Annotated in this window: 17 protein-coding genes; 15 read left to right on the forward strand and 2 right to left on the reverse strand. The window is 72.9% G+C overall.

The window, feature by feature from the left end:
- Nucleotides 1–49: 49 nt before the first annotated feature.
- From nadD to KBX06_RS20425, 8 genes are all read left to right on the forward strand, one after another.
- Nucleotides 50–646, forward strand: a complete 597-nt coding sequence (gene nadD / locus KBX06_RS20390; RefSeq protein WP_210837513.1) for a nicotinate-nucleotide adenylyltransferase — start codon at nucleotides 50–52, stop codon at nucleotides 644–646.
- A 110-nt stretch (nucleotides 647–756) separates the two neighbouring features.
- On the forward strand, nucleotides 757–1,167 hold the full coding sequence (gene rsfS / locus KBX06_RS20395) for a ribosome silencing factor (protein WP_210837515.1): 411 nt from the start codon (nucleotides 757–759) through the stop codon (nucleotides 1,165–1,167).
- On the forward strand, nucleotides 1,164–1,790 hold the full coding sequence (locus KBX06_RS20400) for a histidine phosphatase family protein (protein ID WP_210837517.1): 627 nt from the start codon (nucleotides 1,164–1,166) through the stop codon (nucleotides 1,788–1,790). The genes rsfS and KBX06_RS20400 overlap by 4 nt, the downstream gene beginning before the upstream one ends.
- A 39-nt stretch (nucleotides 1,791–1,829) precedes the next feature.
- Nucleotides 1,830–2,690, forward strand: a complete 861-nt coding sequence (locus KBX06_RS20405; RefSeq protein WP_210837519.1) for a DegV family protein — start codon at nucleotides 1,830–1,832, stop codon at nucleotides 2,688–2,690.
- A gap of 537 nt (nucleotides 2,691–3,227) precedes the next feature.
- A complete protein-coding gene (locus KBX06_RS20410) occupies nucleotides 3,228–4,073 on the forward strand; it encodes a helix-hairpin-helix domain-containing protein (RefSeq protein WP_374225663.1) in 846 nt (281 codons plus the stop codon).
- Nucleotides 4,074–4,201: 128 nt separating this feature from the next.
- Nucleotides 4,202–6,559 (forward strand): ComEC/Rec2 family competence protein, encoded by a 2,358-nt coding sequence (locus tag KBX06_RS20415; RefSeq protein WP_210837685.1) that lies wholly within the window; start codon nucleotides 4,202–4,204, stop codon nucleotides 6,557–6,559.
- A gap of 123 nt (nucleotides 6,560–6,682) precedes the next feature.
- Nucleotides 6,683–7,663: a DNA polymerase III subunit delta gene (gene holA / locus KBX06_RS20420; protein ID WP_210837521.1), complete on the forward strand. Its 981-nt coding sequence runs from the start codon at nucleotides 6,683–6,685 to the stop codon at nucleotides 7,661–7,663.
- Nucleotides 7,660–8,202 (forward strand): hypothetical protein, encoded by a 543-nt coding sequence (locus KBX06_RS20425; protein ID WP_307854699.1) that lies wholly within the window; start codon nucleotides 7,660–7,662, stop codon nucleotides 8,200–8,202. Before holA ends, KBX06_RS20425 begins: the two co-directional genes overlap by 4 nt.
- A gap of 265 nt (nucleotides 8,203–8,467) precedes the next feature.
- Here the strand turns inward: KBX06_RS20425 and rpsT are convergent, their stop codons facing one another.
- Together rpsT and KBX06_RS20435 are read right to left on the reverse strand one after the other, a co-directional pair.
- Nucleotides 8,468–8,734, reverse strand: coding sequence for a 30S ribosomal protein S20 (gene rpsT / locus KBX06_RS20430; protein WP_088998874.1), 267 nt, complete (start codon nucleotides 8,732–8,734; stop codon nucleotides 8,468–8,470).
- A 162-nt stretch (nucleotides 8,735–8,896) separates the two neighbouring features.
- Nucleotides 8,897–9,883, reverse strand: coding sequence for an aminoglycoside phosphotransferase family protein (locus tag KBX06_RS20435; protein WP_307854700.1), 987 nt, complete (start codon nucleotides 9,881–9,883; stop codon nucleotides 8,897–8,899).
- Nucleotides 9,884–10,122: 239 nt separating this feature from the next.
- Here KBX06_RS20435 and KBX06_RS20440 point away from each other — a divergent pair, with 239 nt between their 5' ends.
- The 7 genes from KBX06_RS20440 to KBX06_RS20470 all read left to right on the forward strand — a co-directional run bounded on the left by KBX06_RS20440 (nucleotide 10,123) and on the right by KBX06_RS20470 (nucleotide 17,232).
- On the forward strand, nucleotides 10,123–10,659 hold the full coding sequence (locus tag KBX06_RS20440; protein WP_210837523.1) for a DUF4240 domain-containing protein: 537 nt from the start codon (nucleotides 10,123–10,125) through the stop codon (nucleotides 10,657–10,659).
- Nucleotides 10,660–10,817: 158 nt separating this feature from the next.
- On the forward strand, nucleotides 10,818–12,695 hold the full coding sequence (gene lepA / locus KBX06_RS20445) for a translation elongation factor 4 (RefSeq protein WP_210837525.1): 1,878 nt from the start codon (nucleotides 10,818–10,820) through the stop codon (nucleotides 12,693–12,695).
- 335 nt (nucleotides 12,696–13,030) lie between these two features.
- Nucleotides 13,031–13,318 (forward strand): GlsB/YeaQ/YmgE family stress response membrane protein, encoded by a 288-nt coding sequence (locus tag KBX06_RS20450; protein WP_210837527.1) that lies wholly within the window; start codon nucleotides 13,031–13,033, stop codon nucleotides 13,316–13,318.
- 271 nt (nucleotides 13,319–13,589) lie between these two features.
- On the forward strand, nucleotides 13,590–13,877 hold the full coding sequence (locus KBX06_RS20455; protein ID WP_210837529.1) for a GlsB/YeaQ/YmgE family stress response membrane protein: 288 nt from the start codon (nucleotides 13,590–13,592) through the stop codon (nucleotides 13,875–13,877).
- Between the two features lie 228 nt (nucleotides 13,878–14,105).
- Nucleotides 14,106–15,395, forward strand: a complete 1,290-nt coding sequence (locus KBX06_RS20460) for a sugar ABC transporter substrate-binding protein (RefSeq protein WP_210837531.1) — start codon at nucleotides 14,106–14,108, stop codon at nucleotides 15,393–15,395.
- Nucleotides 15,392–16,378 carry a carbohydrate ABC transporter permease gene (locus KBX06_RS20465; RefSeq protein ID WP_210837533.1) on the forward strand — a complete coding sequence of 329 codons (987 nt, stop codon included), beginning with the start codon at nucleotides 15,392–15,394 and terminating at the stop codon, nucleotides 16,376–16,378. Before KBX06_RS20460 ends, KBX06_RS20465 begins: the two co-directional genes overlap by 4 nt.
- A complete protein-coding gene (locus tag KBX06_RS20470) occupies nucleotides 16,375–17,232 on the forward strand; it encodes a carbohydrate ABC transporter permease (protein ID WP_210837535.1) in 858 nt (285 codons plus the stop codon). The genes KBX06_RS20465 and KBX06_RS20470 overlap by 4 nt, the downstream gene beginning before the upstream one ends.
- The last annotated feature ends 71 nt before the right edge of the window (nucleotides 17,233–17,303 follow it).

The following is a 17,303-nucleotide window of genomic DNA, read 5'->3' on the forward strand; positions in this document are numbered from 1 at the left end:
CCGGGCGACCCCGGGGGACCGCCGGCTCCGCCCGGCCTAGGATCACGGGGTGGAGGAAGACATCCGGCGGGTCGGCATCATGGGCGGCACCTTCGACCCGATCCACCACGGGCACCTCGTCGCGGCCAGCGAGGTGGCGGACCGGTTCGGGCTGGACGAGGTGGTCTTCGTCCCCACCGGCCAGCCGTGGCAGAAGGCGGACGAGCCGGTCAGCCCGGCGGAGGACCGCTACCTGATGACGGTGATCGCCACCGCCTCCAACCCGCGCTTCCAGGTCAGCCGCGTCGACATCGACCGGGGCGGGCCCACCTACACCGTCGACACCCTGCGCGACCTGCACGCCGAGTACGGCTCGAAGGTGCAGCTGTTCTTCATCACCGGAGCCGACGCGCTGGAGCGGATCCTCTCCTGGAAGGACCTGGACGAGATCTTCGAGCTGGCCCACTTCATCGGGGTGACCCGGCCGGGATTCGAGCTGACCGACGCGCACCTGCCGGCCGACACGGTGAGCCTGGTGCAGGTGCCGGCCATGGCGATCTCGTCGACGGACTGTCGGGCCCGGGTCGCCCGAGGGGAGCCGGTCTGGTACCTGGTGCCGGACGGTGTGGTGCAGTACATCGCAAAGCGACGTCTCTATCGGCCGTGATATGACCCGGTATGGGATGGTTCGGGCGGGTAACGCGCCAGAACTGTCGAGTCGGGATTCCGCCGGGTGTGAGACGCTTGGAGGATCGCACGGTTGATCGAAGGAGAACGGTGACAGTTTCCGAACGCGCCCACGAGTTGGCCATCGCCGCCGCCCAGGCCGCGGCCGACAAGAAGGCGCAGGACATCGTCATCATCGACGTGGGCGACCAGCTCGCCATCACCGACGCGTTCCTGCTCGCCGCTGCGCCCAACGAGCGTCAGGTGCTGGCCATCGTCGATGCCATCGAGGAGCGGCTGCTCGAGCTGCCGGAGAAGGCCAAGCCGGTCCGGCGCGAGGGCGAGCGGGGCGGCCGGTGGGTGCTGCTCGACTACGTCGACATCGTGGTGCACGTCCAGCACACCGAGGAGCGCGAGTTCTACGCCCTCGACCGGCTGTGGAAGGACTGCCCGACGATCCCGTTCGTCGACCGGGACCTCGTCGACGCCGAGTCCGGCACCGGCTCCACCACCGCGGAATGACCCGACTGATCATCTGGCGGCACGGCAACACCGACTGGAACGCCGCCAGCCGGGTCCAGGGGCAGACCGACGTACCGCTGAACGACCTCGGCCGCGAGCAGGCCCGCAGCGCCGCGTCCATGCTGGCCGGGCTGCGGCCGGACGCCATCGTGGCCAGCGACCTGAGCCGCGCGGCGGACACCGCCGGCGCACTGGCCGCGCTGACCGGGCTGCCGGTGCGTACCGATCCGCGGCTGCGGGAGCGGCACTTCGGCAGGTGGCAGGGGCTGGCCCTCACCGAGGCCGCCGAGCGTTACCCCACCGAGTTCGCCCGCTGGCGGGCCGGCGACCCGGACCCGGGCGCCGGCATCGAGACGCTCGACGACCTCGGCAAGCGGGTCGGCGCGGCCCTGTCCGACGCCGCCGACGCCGTGCCCGGGGGCACCGTGGTGGTGACCACCCACGGCGGCGCGGCCCGCCAGGGCTGCGGCCACCTGCTCGGTTGGCAGCACGCCGTGCTGCGTACCGTCGGTCCGCTGCGGAACTGCCACTGGACGGAGCTGCGCCACGACGACACCCGGGGCTGGCACCTGCGCGCCCACAACGTCGGCCTGATCGCCGTGCCGGCCACCGAGGCCGTCTGACCCGGGCGTTCCCCGGCGACATCGGCTAGCGTGCCGGGCATGCCCGTCGCGGTCGTCACCGACTCCACCGCCTACCTTCCGCCCGAGTTGCTGCGTGCCCACCGGCTGACGGTGGTGCCGCTGACCGTCGTGCTCAACGGCGCCGAAGGGCTGGAGGGGGTCGAGACGACTCCGTCCGACGCCACCCGGGCGCTCGGCGGCCGGCGCGTCACGGTGAGCACGTCCCGTCCCGCGCCGGAGCAGTTCGCCCGGACGTACCGGGAGCTGCTCGACGCCGGCGCCGACGGGATCGTCTCGGTGCACCTGTCGGCCGAGCTCTCCGGCACGGTGGAGGCCGCCCGGCTGGCCGCCGCCGACTTCGACGACCGGGTCGCCGTGGTCGACAGCCGCTCGACCGGCATGGGCCTCGGCTTCCCGGCCGTCGCCGCCGCCACGGCCGCCGAGCGGGGCGAGGACCTGGCGGGGGTACGCGCCGCCGCGGTCGACGCCATCGCCCGTACCAGCATCTGGTTCTACGTCGACACCCTGGAGTTCCTCCGCCGGGGCGGCCGGATCGGCGCCGCCGAGGCGCTGCTCGGAACCGCCCTGTCGGTGAAGCCGATCATGCACATGCCGGACGGCGCGATCGTCCTCAAGGACAAGGTGCGTACCGCCAGCCGGGGCGTGGCGCGGCTGGTCGACCTGGCCGTGGAGGCCGCCGGCGACGCCGAGGTCGACCTGGCCGTGCACCACCTCGCCGCGCCGCAGCGGGCCGAGGCGCTGCTCGAGACGCTGCGGATCCGGCTGGGCGATCGGCTGCACGACTCGTACGTCTCGGAGGCCGGCGCGGTGGTCGCCGCGCACGCCGGGCCCGGCCTGGCCTGCGTCGTCGTGCACCGCCGCCCCGAGGCCACCGGCTAGCCCCGTGGTCACCGGCTAGCCCCTTGGTCACCGCCTAGCCCCGAGCCCGAGGACGCCCACGCGGTCAGGGTGCGTGCGGTCAGGGTGCGTGCGCCGGCGCTGTCGAGCTGCCCCGTCGGGCGGGGCAGGGCTCGATCGCACCGCACGGCGTGCGCCGCCCTCCTCGCCGCCGTAGCACATGACGGGCATGATCAGGGCTTTGTCCACAGGCGGCGTCGCCGTCCACAGCCGGACTCCGACCGCCCCCGCGTCCCGTGGTCCAGGACCTAGCTTCGCGTCGTGTCAGACGACGAGGAGACGGTGGTCCGGGAACGACTGCGCCGGCTGTTGGCGGGCCGGTCGTCGACCGCTGAGCGGGCGCACCCGGGCGGGTCAGCCGACCATCCCGGGTCCTCCGGCGGCCCCATCGGCTGGTCCGCCGACGCCCTCGGGTCGTCGGCGGCCCCCGTCGGCCGGTCCGCCGAGCGCACCGGGCGGCCCGCCGACCATGCCGGCTACTCCGTCGACCCGGCGGAATGCCTCGCCGAACCCGCTGGGCTGCCTGCCGACCATCCGGAGTCGGTCGGGGTGCCGGGGCCGGTCGCGTCGGCGTCGCCCCGTACACCGGCGTCGCCCCGTACACCGGCGTCGCCCCGTACATCGGCGTCGCCCCGTACACCGGCGTCGTCTCTCGCCGGCACGACGGCGTTGCCGGAACCCGACCCGTCGAGCCATGCCCCGGGGGCGGGCGTGGCGTCCCGGTTGCCGGGACCGGGGGCGTTCGACCCCGGTCGGCGGGGAGTGCGGGCGCTGGCCGCCGTCGCGGTGCTGGTGGTGCTCGCGGCCGGCTTCTGGGCCTGGCGGTCCCGGCCACAGACCGAGCCGGTCCGACCGATGACCACCGTCGAGGCGTCCGGGGCGGCGGTGACCGGCCTCGCGGAACCGGCCGCCACCGCGGCCGGCGAGCTGGTGGTCGCGGTCGCCGGCAAGGTACGCCGTCCCGGGCTGGTCCGGGTGCCGGCCGGCGCGCGGGTCGCCGACGCCGTGGAGGCTGCCGGCGGGGCGCTACCGGGGGTGGACGTGGCTCTGCTCAACCCGGCCCGCAAGGTCGCCGACGGCGAGCTGATCCTGGTCGGCGTCGCGGCACCACCGGGTGCGGCACCCCCGCCCGGGGCGGCTGCCGGCGGTGCCCCGGGCGTGCCCGGCGCGGGTGGCCGGCTCAACCTCAACACCGCGACGCTGGCGCAGCTCGACGCGCTGCCGGGCGTCGGCCCGGTGCTCGCCCAGCGCATCCTCGCCCACCGCGACCAGCAGGGCGGCTTCCGCTCGGTCGGCGACCTGCGCCAGGTCGACGGCATCGGCGACGCCCGCTACGAGCAGCTCAAGGACCTGGTGACGGTGTGACGGCGGACAGCCTGTTCGGCGCGTCCGGCACCGGCGCGTCCGGCACCGGCGCGTCCGGCACCGGCGCGTCCGGCACCGGCGTATCCGGCACCGGGGCGGCCGGCGTCGACGCCGGGGGTGAGCGGGCCGTGGCGGCCATCGACCTGCGGCTGGCCGGTCTGGCGGTGGCCACCTGGCTCGCCGCGTTGGCCGGGCTGCACCTGACCGTCGGCAGGACCCTGCTGCTGGCGGCGGTGGCTGCCGGGGCGGCAGGGTCGGGCGGGCTGCACGTGGCGGGCGTCCTCGGGCGGCCGTCCGGCCCCGTCCGGCGATACGGCTGGATCGCCGTCGCCGTGCTGCTCGGCGTGGTCTGCGGGGCGACGGCGACCGCCGCGCGGCTGTCCGTCCGCGACGCCGGACCGGTTCGCGCCCTGGTCGAACAGCGGGCCGTCGTCACCGCCGAACTGGTCGTCCGCGACGATCCCCGTCCCGTACGCGGCGTCGCCGGGCGCCCGGCCACCCTGCTCGTGCCGGCCGAGCTGACCGGGTTCACCGGCCCGGACGGGCGGCGGGTCTCGACGCCGGCCCGCGTGCTGGTGCTCGCCACCGATACCGGCTGGCGAGGACTGCTGCCCGGCCAGCGGCTGACCGCCGAAGGCCGGCTCGCCGCCCCGCGCGGCGGCGACCTGACCGCGGCGGTGCTCAGCGCGGCCGGTGCACCGGTGCCGCTCGGGGCCGCGCCGTCAGCGCAGCGGGCCGCCGGGTCGCTGCGCGCCGGTCTGCAACGCGCCTGCGTGCCGCTCCCCGACGAGCAGGGCGGGCTGCTGCCCGGCCTGGTGGTCGGCGACACGAGTCGGCTGCCGCCCACCGTCGAGGAGGACTTCCTCGCCACCGGCATGACCCACCTGAACGCGGTCTCCGGCTCCAACGTGGCCATCGTCGTCGGGGCGGTGCTGCTGCTGGCCCGCTGGGCGCGGGCCGGGCCGTGGCTGGCCGCCGGGCTCTGCGGGTTGGCCCTGGTGGGCTTCGTCGTCCTGGTCCGTCCCTCGCCGAGCGTGGTGCGCGCCGCCACCATGGGCGCCATCGGGCTGGCGGCGTTGGCGGCCGGACGTCCCCGGGCGGCGCTGCCCGCCCTCTCCGCCGGGGTGGCCGTGCTGGTGCTGGTCGACCCGGAGCTGGCCGGCGACGCCGGCTTCGCGCTCTCCGTGCTGGCCACCGGTGGTCTGCTGCTGCTCGCCCCGAGGTGGCGCGACGGGCTGCGTCGGCGCGGGGTGCCGGCCGGGCTCGCCGAGGCGTTGGCCGTGCCGGCGGCCGCGCAGCTCGCCTGCGCCCCGGTGGTGGCCGGGATCTCGGGCACGGTGAGCCTGGTCGCCGTGCCGGCGAACCTGCTCGCGGTGCCGGCGATCGCGCCCGCCACGGTGCTCGGGGTGCTGGCGGCGGCGGTGTCGCCCGTCTGGCCGGCCGGGGCGGAGTTCGTCGCGTGGCTGGCCAGCTGGCCAGCCTGGTGGCTGGTCATGGTGGCGCGGCACGGCGCGCGGCTGCCGGCGGGCACGCTGCCGTGGCCGGGCGGGGTGCCGGGGGCCCTGCTGCTGGCCGGCCTGACCGTCGCGCTGCTGGTGGCCACCCGGCACCCGGTCGTCCGCCGGCTGGTGGCGGTGGTCGTCGTCGCCGTCGTGGTCGGCACGCTGCCCGTACGGCTGGCCGCCCCCGGCTGGCCCCCGGCAGGCTGGGTGGTCGCCGCCTGCGCGGTCGGCCAGGGCGACACCGTCGTGCTGCCGGTGGCGGCCGGCCGGGCGGTGGTGGTCGACGCCGGGCCGGACCCCGGGGCGGCGGACGGCTGCCTGCGCCGGCTGGGCGTACGGGAGGTGGCGCTGCTGGTGGTCAGCCACTTCCACGCCGACCACACCGGCGGCGTCGCGGGCGTGTTCCGGAACCGGCCCGTCGGCGCGGTGCTCACTCCGCAGTGGTCGGAGCCCGCCGCCGGGCGGGAGGTGGTCCGCGCCGAGGCCGCGGCGCACGCCGTCGACGTGGTGGCGGGCACGGCCGGCTGGCGGTACCGGGAGGGTGGCGTCGAGTTCACCGTCGTCGGCCCGCCCCATCCGTTGCGCGGCACCCGGTCGGATCCCAACAACAACTCGCTGATGCTGCTCGCCACCGTCTCCGGCGTACGGATCCTGCTCGCCGGGGACGCCGAGACCGAGGAGCAGCGGGCGCTGCTGGACGCCACGGCGTCGGGCGGGCTGCGGGCCGAGGTGCTGAAGGTCGCGCACCACGGATCGGCCTACCAGGATCCCGCCTTCCTGGACGCGGTCCGTCCCCGGATCGCTCTCGTGCCGGTGGGGACGGGCAACACCTACGGGCACCCCAACCCGGCGGTGCTCGGTCGGCTGGCCCGCAACGGGGCGCGGGTGCTGCGTACCGACACGCAGGGCGACGTGGCGGCTGTGCTCGGCCGGGCCGGTCTCGGGGTGGTGACGCGTGGCACACCGCCGGGCAGGCAACCGTAGAAATCAATGCCCATTATCGGCTTTAGCGGTGGACTGAGGTAAATGTCTGGATTTGCACTGAGTGCGGGCTCCGCCGCCGGAGTGCCGACGAGCAGGCTGGATCTGGCCGCCGGCCGTGCGAATATGGGCGGCGTGACCGCCGCCAGCCTCGCTCCTATTCTGCTCGTCGTCGGCGACGAGGAGCTGCTCGCCACGCGCGCGGTGACCGAAGCCGTCGCGAAGGCGCGCAGCGTCGACCCCGACGTCGACGTCCGCGAATACCAGGCCGGTGCCCTCCTCGTCGGCGAGATCGCCGAGATGCTCAGCCCTTCGCTCTTCGGCGGGCGACGGGTGCTGGTGCTCCGCGCCGGCCAGGACGCCCGCAAGGACCTGGTGGCGGCCCTGCTGGCGTACGCGAAGAACCCCGACCCGGACGTGCAGTTGATCGTGCTGCACCTCGGCGCGGCCAAGGGCAAGGCCTTCGCCGACGGGCTGAAGGCGGCCGGGGCGACGGTGGTGCCGGCCGCCAGGCTCAAGGGGCACCGCGAACGGGTGGCCTTCGTCCGGGAGGAGATCCGCCGGGCCGGCGGTAAGTGCACCGACGACGCCGCCGAGGTGCTCATCGCGGCGGTCGGCAACGACCTGCGTGAACTGGCCGCCGCCTGCTCCCAGTTGATGGCCGACACCGACGGCCGGATCGGCGCCGAAACGGTCTCCCGCTACTACCGGGGGCGGGTCGAGGTGACCGGCTTCACCGTCGCCGACGCCGCCATGGTGGGCGACGTGCCCGCAGCGCTGGAGGCACTGCGCTGGGCGCTGCACGTGGGGGTCGACCCGGTGCCGATCGCCGACGCGATCGCCGACGGCGTCCGCACGGTGGCCCGGGTCGCCGCCGCCGGGCGGGGTGACCCCTTCCAGTTGGCGGGCACCCTCGGCATGCCGGCGTGGAAGATCAGGTCTGCTCAGCAGCGGGCCCGTGGCTGGACGCCCGAAGGGCTGGTCCGGGCGATGCGGGCCGCGGCCGAGTGCAACGCCGCCGTCAAGGGCGGTTCGGACGACCGCGCGTACGCGCTGGAGCGGGCCGTCTTCTCGGTCGCCGCAGCCCGGCAGGACGGCGCCCGGTGAGCGGATCGCCCCGCGGCTCGTGGGCCACGATCCCCGCCGACGAGGAGCGTTACCGGCCGCTCTACGCGCGCGTGCTCGGGCTGCGCTTCGTCAACCCGGGCGGGGTGCTGTGCTTCCTCTTCTTCGAGGGTGCCGTCGCGCTCGCCGCGCTGCTCGCCCTCGCTGAACTGGTCACCTGGTGGGCGGTGCTCATCCTGCCCGCCACGGTGGCCGCGATGGTGAAGCTCAACGACATGGTGGCCGCGACGGTGGTCCGGTCCGCCGCCCTCGTGCCCGAGCAGGAACGGGACCGCTTTCGCCAGCAGATGGAGCCCGTGGTCGGGCGGGCCAGGGTCGACTGGGTCACGCACAGCCTGCCTGGCGTCGTCGTCGCGGCGTCGCCGGTGCCGCGCGCCGCACGGGCCGTACGCGACCGCCGGTGGCACCCGGATCCACGACACGGCGCGGGGCACCCGGATCCACGACACGCAGTGGGGGACGGTGGTCGCGCGGACGTCGAGTTCGGCCCGCAGCGTGCCCACCCCGACTCGCTGGGCTGACGATCCGCTGCCCGCTGCCCGCTGCCCGCTGCCCGCTGTCCGCTGCCCGCTGGCCCGCTGCCCGGCGGAGGCGCATCGTGTCCGGGGCGGCAGGCGTCACCCGCGTCGGGGCAGCGGGCGTCACTTACGTCCCTGGGGCCGACCACAGCGAAAGCCGAAAGCCCGGCGGAGCTGCCCCGCCGGGTGGTGGTGCGTACGTGGAACGACAGACAGCCGGAAGCCCCGGGAGTGCCCGGGGCTTCCGGTCAGGTCTGAGGTCGCCTCGTCAGGCGGAGAGCGACACCACGCGCTTGGCGATCGCGGACTTGCGGTTCGCGGCCTGGTTCGAGTGGATCACGCCCTTGCTGACCGCCTTGTCCAGCTTGCGCGACGCGTCCCGCATGAGGATGGTGGCCTTCTCGACGTCACCGGCCTCAGCGGCCTCGTTGAACTTCCGGACGGCGGTCTTCAGCGACGACTTGACCGACTTGTTACGCAGCCGGCGCTTCTCGTTCTGCCGGTTGCGCTTGATCTGGGACTTGATGTTCGCCACGCGACAGCCTCGTCTTGATAGCTCGGGTTGGTCTGCTTCCGCGCGCGACGAGCATGCGTCATCGCTGCGCGAAGAGCCAGGCTACCAGGTCGCCCGGGACGAGCCAAAACGGCGTGGCCCCCGCGAGCCTGGGCGGCCGGTCCAGCCTGGGCGGCCGGCCGGTCAGGTCCAGCCCTGCCGGCGGGCGAGCCAGCCGAGGGACTGCTCGCCGCTCCAGAGCTGGTGCGCCGGAAGGTGCGGCGACGCGGTTCCGGGCATCGATGCGGCGGTGGTGAGGAAGTAGCCGGACAGGGCGGCGAGGGTGGCGTCCAGCGCGTCGCGAGGCGCGTCCGCCGCCGCCGGGTGCCGGGCGAAGAAGGCGTCGGCGTCGAGGCCGTCGGCGTAGGCGGTGAGCAGCAGGGTCACCAGGTCGAACCAGGCCGGTCCCTGGCAGAGCCACGTCCAGTCGCAGAACCAGGCCCGCCCCACCCCGTCGATGAGTACGTTGTCCAACCGCAGGTCGCCGTGGATCAGGCCGGTCGCGCCGGCGGCGTACGCCGGGAGGCGGGACTCCAGCGCGACCAGGTGGGGCAGACGGTCCCGCACCGGCGCGGGCAGTGGCGGTGCCGGCTCCCGGCCGGCGGCCACCTCACCCCACCAGAGGATGTCGTCGCGGGCCAGTTCGGCGAGGTGGGGCGGCCCGAGTTCGCGCAGCCCGGCCGGCGTGTCGGCCAGCGCGGCGGCGACGTCGGCGTACCCGGACAGGGTCGCGGCCAGCTCGGCCGGGTCCCAGGGCAGCCGGGGGGTGTGTCCGTCGACGGCGTCCAGGCAGAGCGCGAACCAGCCGGCCTCGTGCAGCGTCCACCGGGGGCGGGGCACCGGCAGCCCGTCCGGGAGCCGGTCGAGGATCGCGGCCTCCCGCGCGTACCAGTCGACCAGTCGCGGATGCTCGGCGGTGGCCGCGGCCTTCACGAAGGCCCGGCCGCCGGCGGCGGTGCGGAGCACGGCGGCGAAGCCGCGGGTGAAGCCGGCCCCGGCGACGCGCGCGGCGACCACGGGCGCGCCGAGGCGGTCGCCGATGGCGGTACGCAGCGGCGCCGGCAGCGTCGCCCACGGCGGCCGGTGGGCGGTCGCGTGGTACGGCACGGGAGGCGGGGACGTCGGCGTCACGCCACCATGCTGCCGGGCCGCCCGCCACACCGCACCGCACCGCCGCACACTCCGCCACCACCTGACGAGCCCACGCCCCACCGCCACGGCGTCCGGATGCCCGCGCGCGTCGGCATGCGGCGGAGCCGGCCGGCCGCCCGTCGCACCGCGCCGGCCCGCCCCCGCCCCGCGCCCGCGACCCGCCGGGTGGTGCCGTGGTGGGCCGGGGGCGGCGGCGCGGTCTGCCAGACTCCCAGGCCATGAGGACCGACGACTTCTGGCAGTTGATCGACCGCGCCCGGGCCGGCGGCGGGGGAGAGCCGCGGGCGGTCGCCGCGCGGGCCGTCGCGCTGCTCGCCGAGCGCGAGCCGGAGGACATCGTCGGGTACGCCCGCCACCAGGCGCGGGTGCTGTCCGCCTCGCACCGGGTCGACCTCTGGGGCGCCGCCTACCTGATCAACGGCGGCGTGTCCGACGAGGGCTTCCACCACTTCCGGGGCTGGCTGATGGCCCAGGGGCGGGAGGTCTTCGCACGCGCCGTCGCCGACCCGGACTCGCTGACCGGGCTGCCGCAGGTCAGGGCGGCCTCGCTCAGCGGCGAGGAGTTCTCGGCGGCGGAGATGCTGGCGGTGCCGTGGGACGCGTACCGGGGGGCCACCGCCGCCGAGCTGCCGGCGGACCGGGAGCCGGTGCCGGTGCCGGACCTCGACGACTTCTGGGACTTCGACGACGAGGAGGAGGCGAAGCGGCGGCTGCCGAAGCTCGCCGCACTCTTCGTCGAGCCCCCCGCCGAGTGACCCCGGCGGGGCATCCGCCGGGCCGCGCGGCGGCGCCGACGGGGTGCGCGCGGCGGCGGGGATCGCCCGCGCAGCGGACGCGCGGCGGCGACGTGGGAGCATAGAGGGGGCCGGTGTCGTGCCGGCCCGCTCACGTCAGCCGACCAGAACGGACCGCTGTGCCACCGAAGCTCGATTCCGGCGCGAACGCTCCTGGTGCCACCGACCCGGCGCGCATCCGGAACTTCTGCATCATCGCCCACATCGACCACGGGAAGTCGACCCTGGCCGACCGGATGTTGCAGCTCACCGGCGTGGTCGACCCCCGGCAGATGCGTGCGCAGTATCTCGACCGGATGGACATCGAGCGCGAGCGCGGCATCACGATCAAGAGTCAGGCCGTCCGGATGCCCTGGACGATCCGCGAGGGCGACCGGGCCGGCGAGGCCGCCGTGCTCAACATGATCGACACCCCGGGGCACGTCGACTTCACCTACGAGGTGTCCCGCTCGCTGGCCGCCTGCGAGGGCGCGATCCTGCTGGTCGACGCCGCGCAGGGCATCGAGGCGCAGACCCTGGCGAACCTCTACCTGGCGCTCGAGAACGACCTGCACGTCATCCCGGTGCTCAACAAGATCGACCTGCCGGCCGCCCAGCCGGAGAAGTACGCAGAGGAGCTGGCGCACCTCATCGGTGGCGACCCGGCGGACTGCATCCGGGTCTCCGGCAAGACCGGCGAGGGCGTGCCGTACCTGCTCGACGAGATCGTCCGGCAGTTCAAGCCCCCGGTCGGCAACGCGGAGGCGCCCGCCCGCGCCATGATCTTCGACTCGGTCTACGACGTCTACCGGGGCGTGGTCACCTACGTCCGGGTGATCGACGGGCGGATCAGCGCCCGCGACCGGATCAAGATGATGTCCACGGCCGCTGTGCACGAGCTGCTGGAGATCGGCGTCATCTCGCCGGAGATGGTGAAGGCCGACGCGCTCGGCGTCGGCGAGGTGGGTTACCTGATCACCGGTGTGAAGGACGTCCGCCAGTCCCGGGTGGGTGACACGATCACCATCAACTCCCGGCCGGCGAAGGAGGCCCTGGGCGGTTACAAGGACCCGAAACCGATGGTCTACTCGGGCCTCTACCCGATCGACGGCTCCGACTACCCCAACCTGCGTGAGGCGCTGGACAAGCTCAAGCTCAACGACGCCGCGCTCGACTACGAGCCGGAGACGTCGGGCGCGCTGGGCTTCGGCTTCCGGTGCGGCTTCCTCGGTCTGCTGCACCTGGAGATCATCCGGGAGCGGTTGGAGCGGGAGTACAACCTCGACCTCATCTCCACCGCCCCGAACGTGGTCTACCGGGCCATCACCGAGGACGGCCAGGAGATCGTGGTCACCAACCCGAGCGAGTACCCCACGGGCAAGATCGCCGAGGTGTACGAGCCGGTCGTACGCGCCACGGTGCTCACGCCGAACGACTACGTCGGCGCGGTGATGGAGCTCTGCCAGGGGCGCCGGGGCAGCCTGCTCGGCATGGACTACCTCTCCGCGGACCGGGTGGAACTGCGCTACACACTGCCCCTCGCGGAGATCATCTTCGACTTCTTCGACCAGCTGAAGAGCCGCACCAAGGGCTACGCGTCGCTGGACTACGAGCCCTCCGGGGAGCAGGCGTCCGAGCTGGTGAAGGTCGACATCCTGCTGCACGGCGAGCCGGTCGACGCGTTCAGCGCGATCGTGCACAAGGACAAGGCGTACAACTACGGCGTCACGATCGCCGCGAAGCTGCGCAACCTGATCCCGCGCCAGCAGTTCGAGGTGCCGATCCAGGCGGCGATCGGCAGCCGGGTGATCGCCCGGGAGACCATCCGGGCGATCCGCAAGGACGTGCTCGCCAAGTGCTACGGCGGTGACATCAGCCGTAAGCGCAAGCTGCTGGAGAAGCAGAAGGAGGGCAAGAAGCGGATGAAGATGGTGGGCCGGGTGGAGGTCCCCCAGGAAGCCTTCATCGCCGCGCTCTCCTCCGACTCCGGCGACGCCAAGGCTCCCGGCAAGAAGTGACCCGCCGCCGGTGCGTCCGGCGGAAGACGACGTACGACGGCCGGCGCCCCGGCCGGGCCGCGGACCGCTCGGTGGTCCCGCCCCGGCCGGGGCGCCGGCCGTTCGCGTCGAAGGATTTTTTCGGCCCCGGCACCCCCGCTGCAACCCGCCGGACGGAAGGGCAGGACCTGCGCCGACGATCGCGCCGGGGCATTCGCCGCGCCATGCGCCATTGACGTGCGACGTCGTCCTCGTCGGCCGAACCGGTTTGGATTTTTGGCGGGTCGGGAACTTAGCGGTCACGACAGCAACACCACGGACAGTGGAACTGATTCTTTTTGAAGGAGGAGGGCGACATGGAGCTCACCGTTTGGGGCATCGTCACCGCGCTCATCGTTGGTCTCATCATCGGCGCTCTGGCTCGCCTGCTCGTGCCGGGTCGCCAGAACATCCCGATGTGGCTGCACATGCTGATCGGTGTGGGCGCGGCGCTGCTGGGCACCGTGCTGGCTCGGGCGATGGGTATCGCCACCGAGACCGCCGGCATCGACTGGGGCGAGCTGCTGGTCCAGGTCGTGCTGGCCACGATCGCCGTGGCCCTGGTGGCCGGCGTGGGTCGTCGCCGCAGCGTCACCCACCGGTAATCTCCGTACCGCTCGACGGGCGTCCGACCGCACAGGTCGGGCGCCCGTCTCGCGTACGCCCCGGGGTCCTGCGCGGGTGGCCCGCAGCGTCCGTCGGCCCGGTCACGGCCGGGCGGACGGTGTCGCGGCCGCGTCCGAAGTCCGGTCTGGGCGCGCGTCGGAACGGTGCCCCGGAAAGTCGGTTTGGATTTTTGGCGGGTCGGGAACTTAGCGGTCACGACAGCAACACCACGGACAGTGGAACTGATTCTTTTTGAAGGAGGAGGGCGACATGGAGCTCACCGTTTGGGGCATCGTCACCGCGCTCATCGTTGGTCTCATCATCGGCGCTCTGGCTCGCCTGCTCGTGCCGGGTCGCCAGAACATGCCGATGTGGCTGCACATGCTGATCGGTGTGGGCGCGGCGCTGCTGGGCACCGTGCTGGCTCGGGCGATGGGCATCGCCACCGAGACCTCCGGCATCGACTGGGGCGAGTTGCTGGTCCAGGTCGTGCTGGCCACGATCGCCGTGGCCCTGGTGGCCGGCGTGGGTCGTCGCCGCAGCGTCACCCACCGGTAATCTCCGTACCGCTCGACGGGCGTCCGACCGTACAGGTCGGGCGCCCGTTTCGCGTACGCCCGGATGATTGCGATACGCCCGCTTTCGCCCTCGCGCCGGGCCGTGCATGATCGATCCGCTGCGGTACCGTCGCCTCTCTTCCGCCGACCGCCCACTGTCGTAAAGGAATTTTTCCTACTAAGGTGCGGCGGAGAAGGTTAGTGCCAAGCGGCGCGAGGGAGATGTGGCGTGAACAGGTGGAAGCGGCTGGCCCCGGTCACCGCCGTCGTGGCCTCGGCCGCGATGGTCCTGGCTGGTTGCGGTGGCTCCGATGACGACAAGGCTGCCGACAACAGCAAGCTCACGGTCTGGATGATGGGCGAGGGCAGCGAGGCGCAGACCAAGTTCCTCGACGGCGTCGAGACCGAGTTCCGGCAGAAGCACCCGGACACGGACGTGGTGGTCCAGTACGTTCCCTGGCTCGAGGCGCCGAAGAAGTTCCAGGCCGCCCTCGCCGGGGGCGAGGGACCGGACGTCACGGAGCTGGGCAACACCGAGACCCAGGGCTGGGCGGCGCAGGAGGCGCTGGCCGACGTGACCGACCGGATGAACGGTTGGACCGAGGGCAAGGACATCCTTCCCGACCTGGTCAAGAACGCCCAGCTCGACGGCAAGCAGTACGGCGTGCCGTGGTACGCCGGCGTGCGGGGGATGTACTACCGCACCGACTGGTTCGCCGAGGCGGGCGTGAAGCCGCCGACCAACTGGGAGGAACTGGTCTCCGCCGCCAAGACCGTGCAGGCCAAGAAGCCGGGCACCTACGGCATCGCGCTGCCGGGCAACTCCGAGCTGCCCTTCTACTCCTTCCTCTGGGGCGCCGGCGCGGAGATCGCGACGCAGCAGGGCGACTCCTGGAAGTCGGGCTACGACACGCCCGAGGCGCAGAAGGCCGTCAAGTTCTGGACCGACCTGGTGACCGTGCACAAGGTGGCCCCGCCGGCCGCCGCGGGCTGGAACGAGATCGACGCCCGGACCCAGTTCGCCACCGGCAAGGCGGCGATGGCCTTCGGCGGCAGCTGGCAGCAGGGCGCCATCAAGAAGGACAACCCGGAGATCGAAAAGGTGTGGGGCACGTTCCCGATCCCCGGCCCCGACGGCAAGGCGGCACCCGGCTTCGCCGGCGGCTCCGACGTCGCGATCTGGAAGGACAGCAAGCGGCAGGATCTCGCCTGGGACTACCTGACCGTGCTGCTGAACAAGAAGAACGACCAGGCGTTCGCCGACAGCCTCGGCTTCTTCCCCGTCTACCAGGACCTGGTCGGTGGCGACAAGTACGCCAGCGACAAGATCATGGCGGCGTTCGCCACCACGATGCAGAACACCAAGCTCACGCCGCTCACCCCCAAGTGGGTGGAGGTCAGCCGGACCAAGACGGTGACCCAGGCGATGAACAGCTCGGTCATGAAGGGTCAGAAGACGGTCGAGAAGGCAACCGCCGACGCGGCCGCGGAGATGGAAAGCATCCTCAACGCCAAGTGACGACGCTGACCGAGGCGCCGGAGACGGCCGCCGCGCGGGAGACCCCCGCGCGGCGGCGTCGCCGGGTGGATCGCCTGCCCTACCTGTTGCTCCTGCCCTGCCTGGTGATCATCGGCGTGCTGCTGCTCTGGCCGCTCGGCCAGGTGGTGGTGATGTCCTTCCACCAGCTCAACAACGTCCGGCAGCTGCGCGGCGACCGCGAGTGGCCGTGGGTGGGCCTCGGCAACTACGCCGAGATCCTCAGCGACCCGTTCTTCCTGACGGTGCTGCGCAACACGGTTCTCTTCGCCGTGGCCAACGTCGCGCTCACGATGGTCCTGGGCACCCTGGTCGGACTGCTGCTCAACCGGCTCGGCAGGCGGATGGCCGCCTTCGTGGCCAGCTGCGTGATGCTCGCCTGGGCCACCCCGGCGCTGACCGGCACGATCGTCTGGAAGTGGATCTTCGACGACACCAGCGGCCTGGTCACCTGGTTGTTCAACGCGCTGCCCGACGGGCTGTCGCAGAGCCTCTTCGGGCGCAGCGACTGGACGGGCTACGGCTGGTTCAACTCGCCCCTCATGTTCTTCTCGATCCTGACCCTGGTGGTGGTCTGGCACTCGTTCCCGTTCATCGCGGTGAGCGTGCTCGCCGGCCTGAAGAGCGTGCCGAGCGAGCTGCACGAGGCGGCCCGGGTCGACGGCGCCGGGCCCTGGAAGGTGTTCTGGAAGATCACCTTCCCGCTGCTGCGGCCGGTCTTCGGGATCCTGATCGTGCTCTCCACGATCTGGGACTTCAAGGTCTTCACCCAGCAGTTCGTGCTGGCCGGCGGCACGCAGGACCGGCCGACGTTCATGCTCTCCATCTACTCGTACGCGGAGGCGTTCTCGCCCCCGCCCAAGTACGGTCTCGGCGCCGCGATCGCGGTGATCCTCACCCTGATCCTGCTGGTGGTGACCGGCCTCTACGTCCGCATGGTGCTCAAGCAGGAGGAGGACGCGTGACGCGACGCGGAGGCGGCGGGGGCGCGAAGCGGCTCGCCCTCAACGGCGCGGGGCTGCTGGTGGCGCTCTTCGCCGCGTTCCCGGTCTACTGGATGATCGCGACCTCGCTCAAGCCGAGTTCGGAGATCTTCTCGTCCACCCCCCGGCCGGTGCCCAGCGAACCGACGTTCGAGCACTACCGGCAGATCCTCACCGGCAACCTGATCCCGGGCGTCACCTTCGCCGACTTCTTCCTCAACAGCGCGCTGGTGGCGGTCTCCACCGTGGTGCTCAGTGGCCTCGTGGCGTTGCTGGCGGCCACCGCCGTGGCCCGGTTCCGGTTCAAGCTGCGGACCACCTTCCTGATCATGCTGCTGGTGGTGCAGATGATCCCGCTGGAGGCGCTGGTCATCCCGCTGTTCCTGATGATCCAGCGGCTCGGGCTCTACAACACCCTGCCCAGCCTGATCCTCACCTATCTCGGCTTCTCGCTGCCGTTCGCGGTCTGGATGCTGCGCGGCTTCGTCGCCGCCGTGCCGAAGGAGTTGGAGGAGGCCGCCGCCATCGACGGGGCCAGCCGGGCGCAGACCTTCCGCAAGGTCCTCTTCCCGCTGGTGGCGCCCGGGCTGGTGGCCACCAGCATCTTCTCGTTCATCACCGCCTGGAACGAGCTGATCTTCGCGCTGACCTTCATCAACGACCAGGAGAGCTACACGCTGCCGGTCGCGATGACGTTCTTCTTCGGCCGCGACGACACGGCGTGGGGTCCGGTGATGGCCGCCTCCACCCTGTTCACCCTGCCGGTGATCGTCTTCTTCCTGCTGGTGCAGCGGCGGATGGTCTCCGGGCTGGTGGCCGGGGCCGTCAAGGGCTGAGCACCGCGCCAGGCACACGGAAGGGCTCCTGTCGACGCCGGGCATCGACGAGGAGCCCTTCCGCGCGTGGG

It is taken from the genome of Micromonospora sp. C31, from assembly GCF_018070575.1.
Classification (GTDB): domain Bacteria; phylum Actinomycetota; class Actinomycetes; order Mycobacteriales; family Micromonosporaceae; genus Micromonospora.

Coding starts and splice junctions, on each gene's coding strand:
- KBX06_RS20400 (WP_210837517.1), top strand. CDS start 1,164: ATGACCCGACTGATCATCTGGCGGCACGGCAACACCGACTGGAACGCC.
- KBX06_RS20405 (WP_210837519.1), top strand. CDS start 1,830: ATGCCCGTCGCGGTCGTCACCGACTCCACCGCCTACCTTCCGCCCGAG.
- holA (WP_210837521.1), top strand. CDS start 6,683: ATGGGCGGCGTGACCGCCGCCAGCCTCGCTCCTATTCTGCTCGTCGTC.
- KBX06_RS20440 (WP_210837523.1), top strand. CDS start 10,123: ATGAGGACCGACGACTTCTGGCAGTTGATCGACCGCGCCCGGGCCGGC.
- KBX06_RS20450 (WP_210837527.1), top strand. CDS start 13,031: ATGGAGCTCACCGTTTGGGGCATCGTCACCGCGCTCATCGTTGGTCTC.
- KBX06_RS20455 (WP_210837529.1), top strand. CDS start 13,590: ATGGAGCTCACCGTTTGGGGCATCGTCACCGCGCTCATCGTTGGTCTC.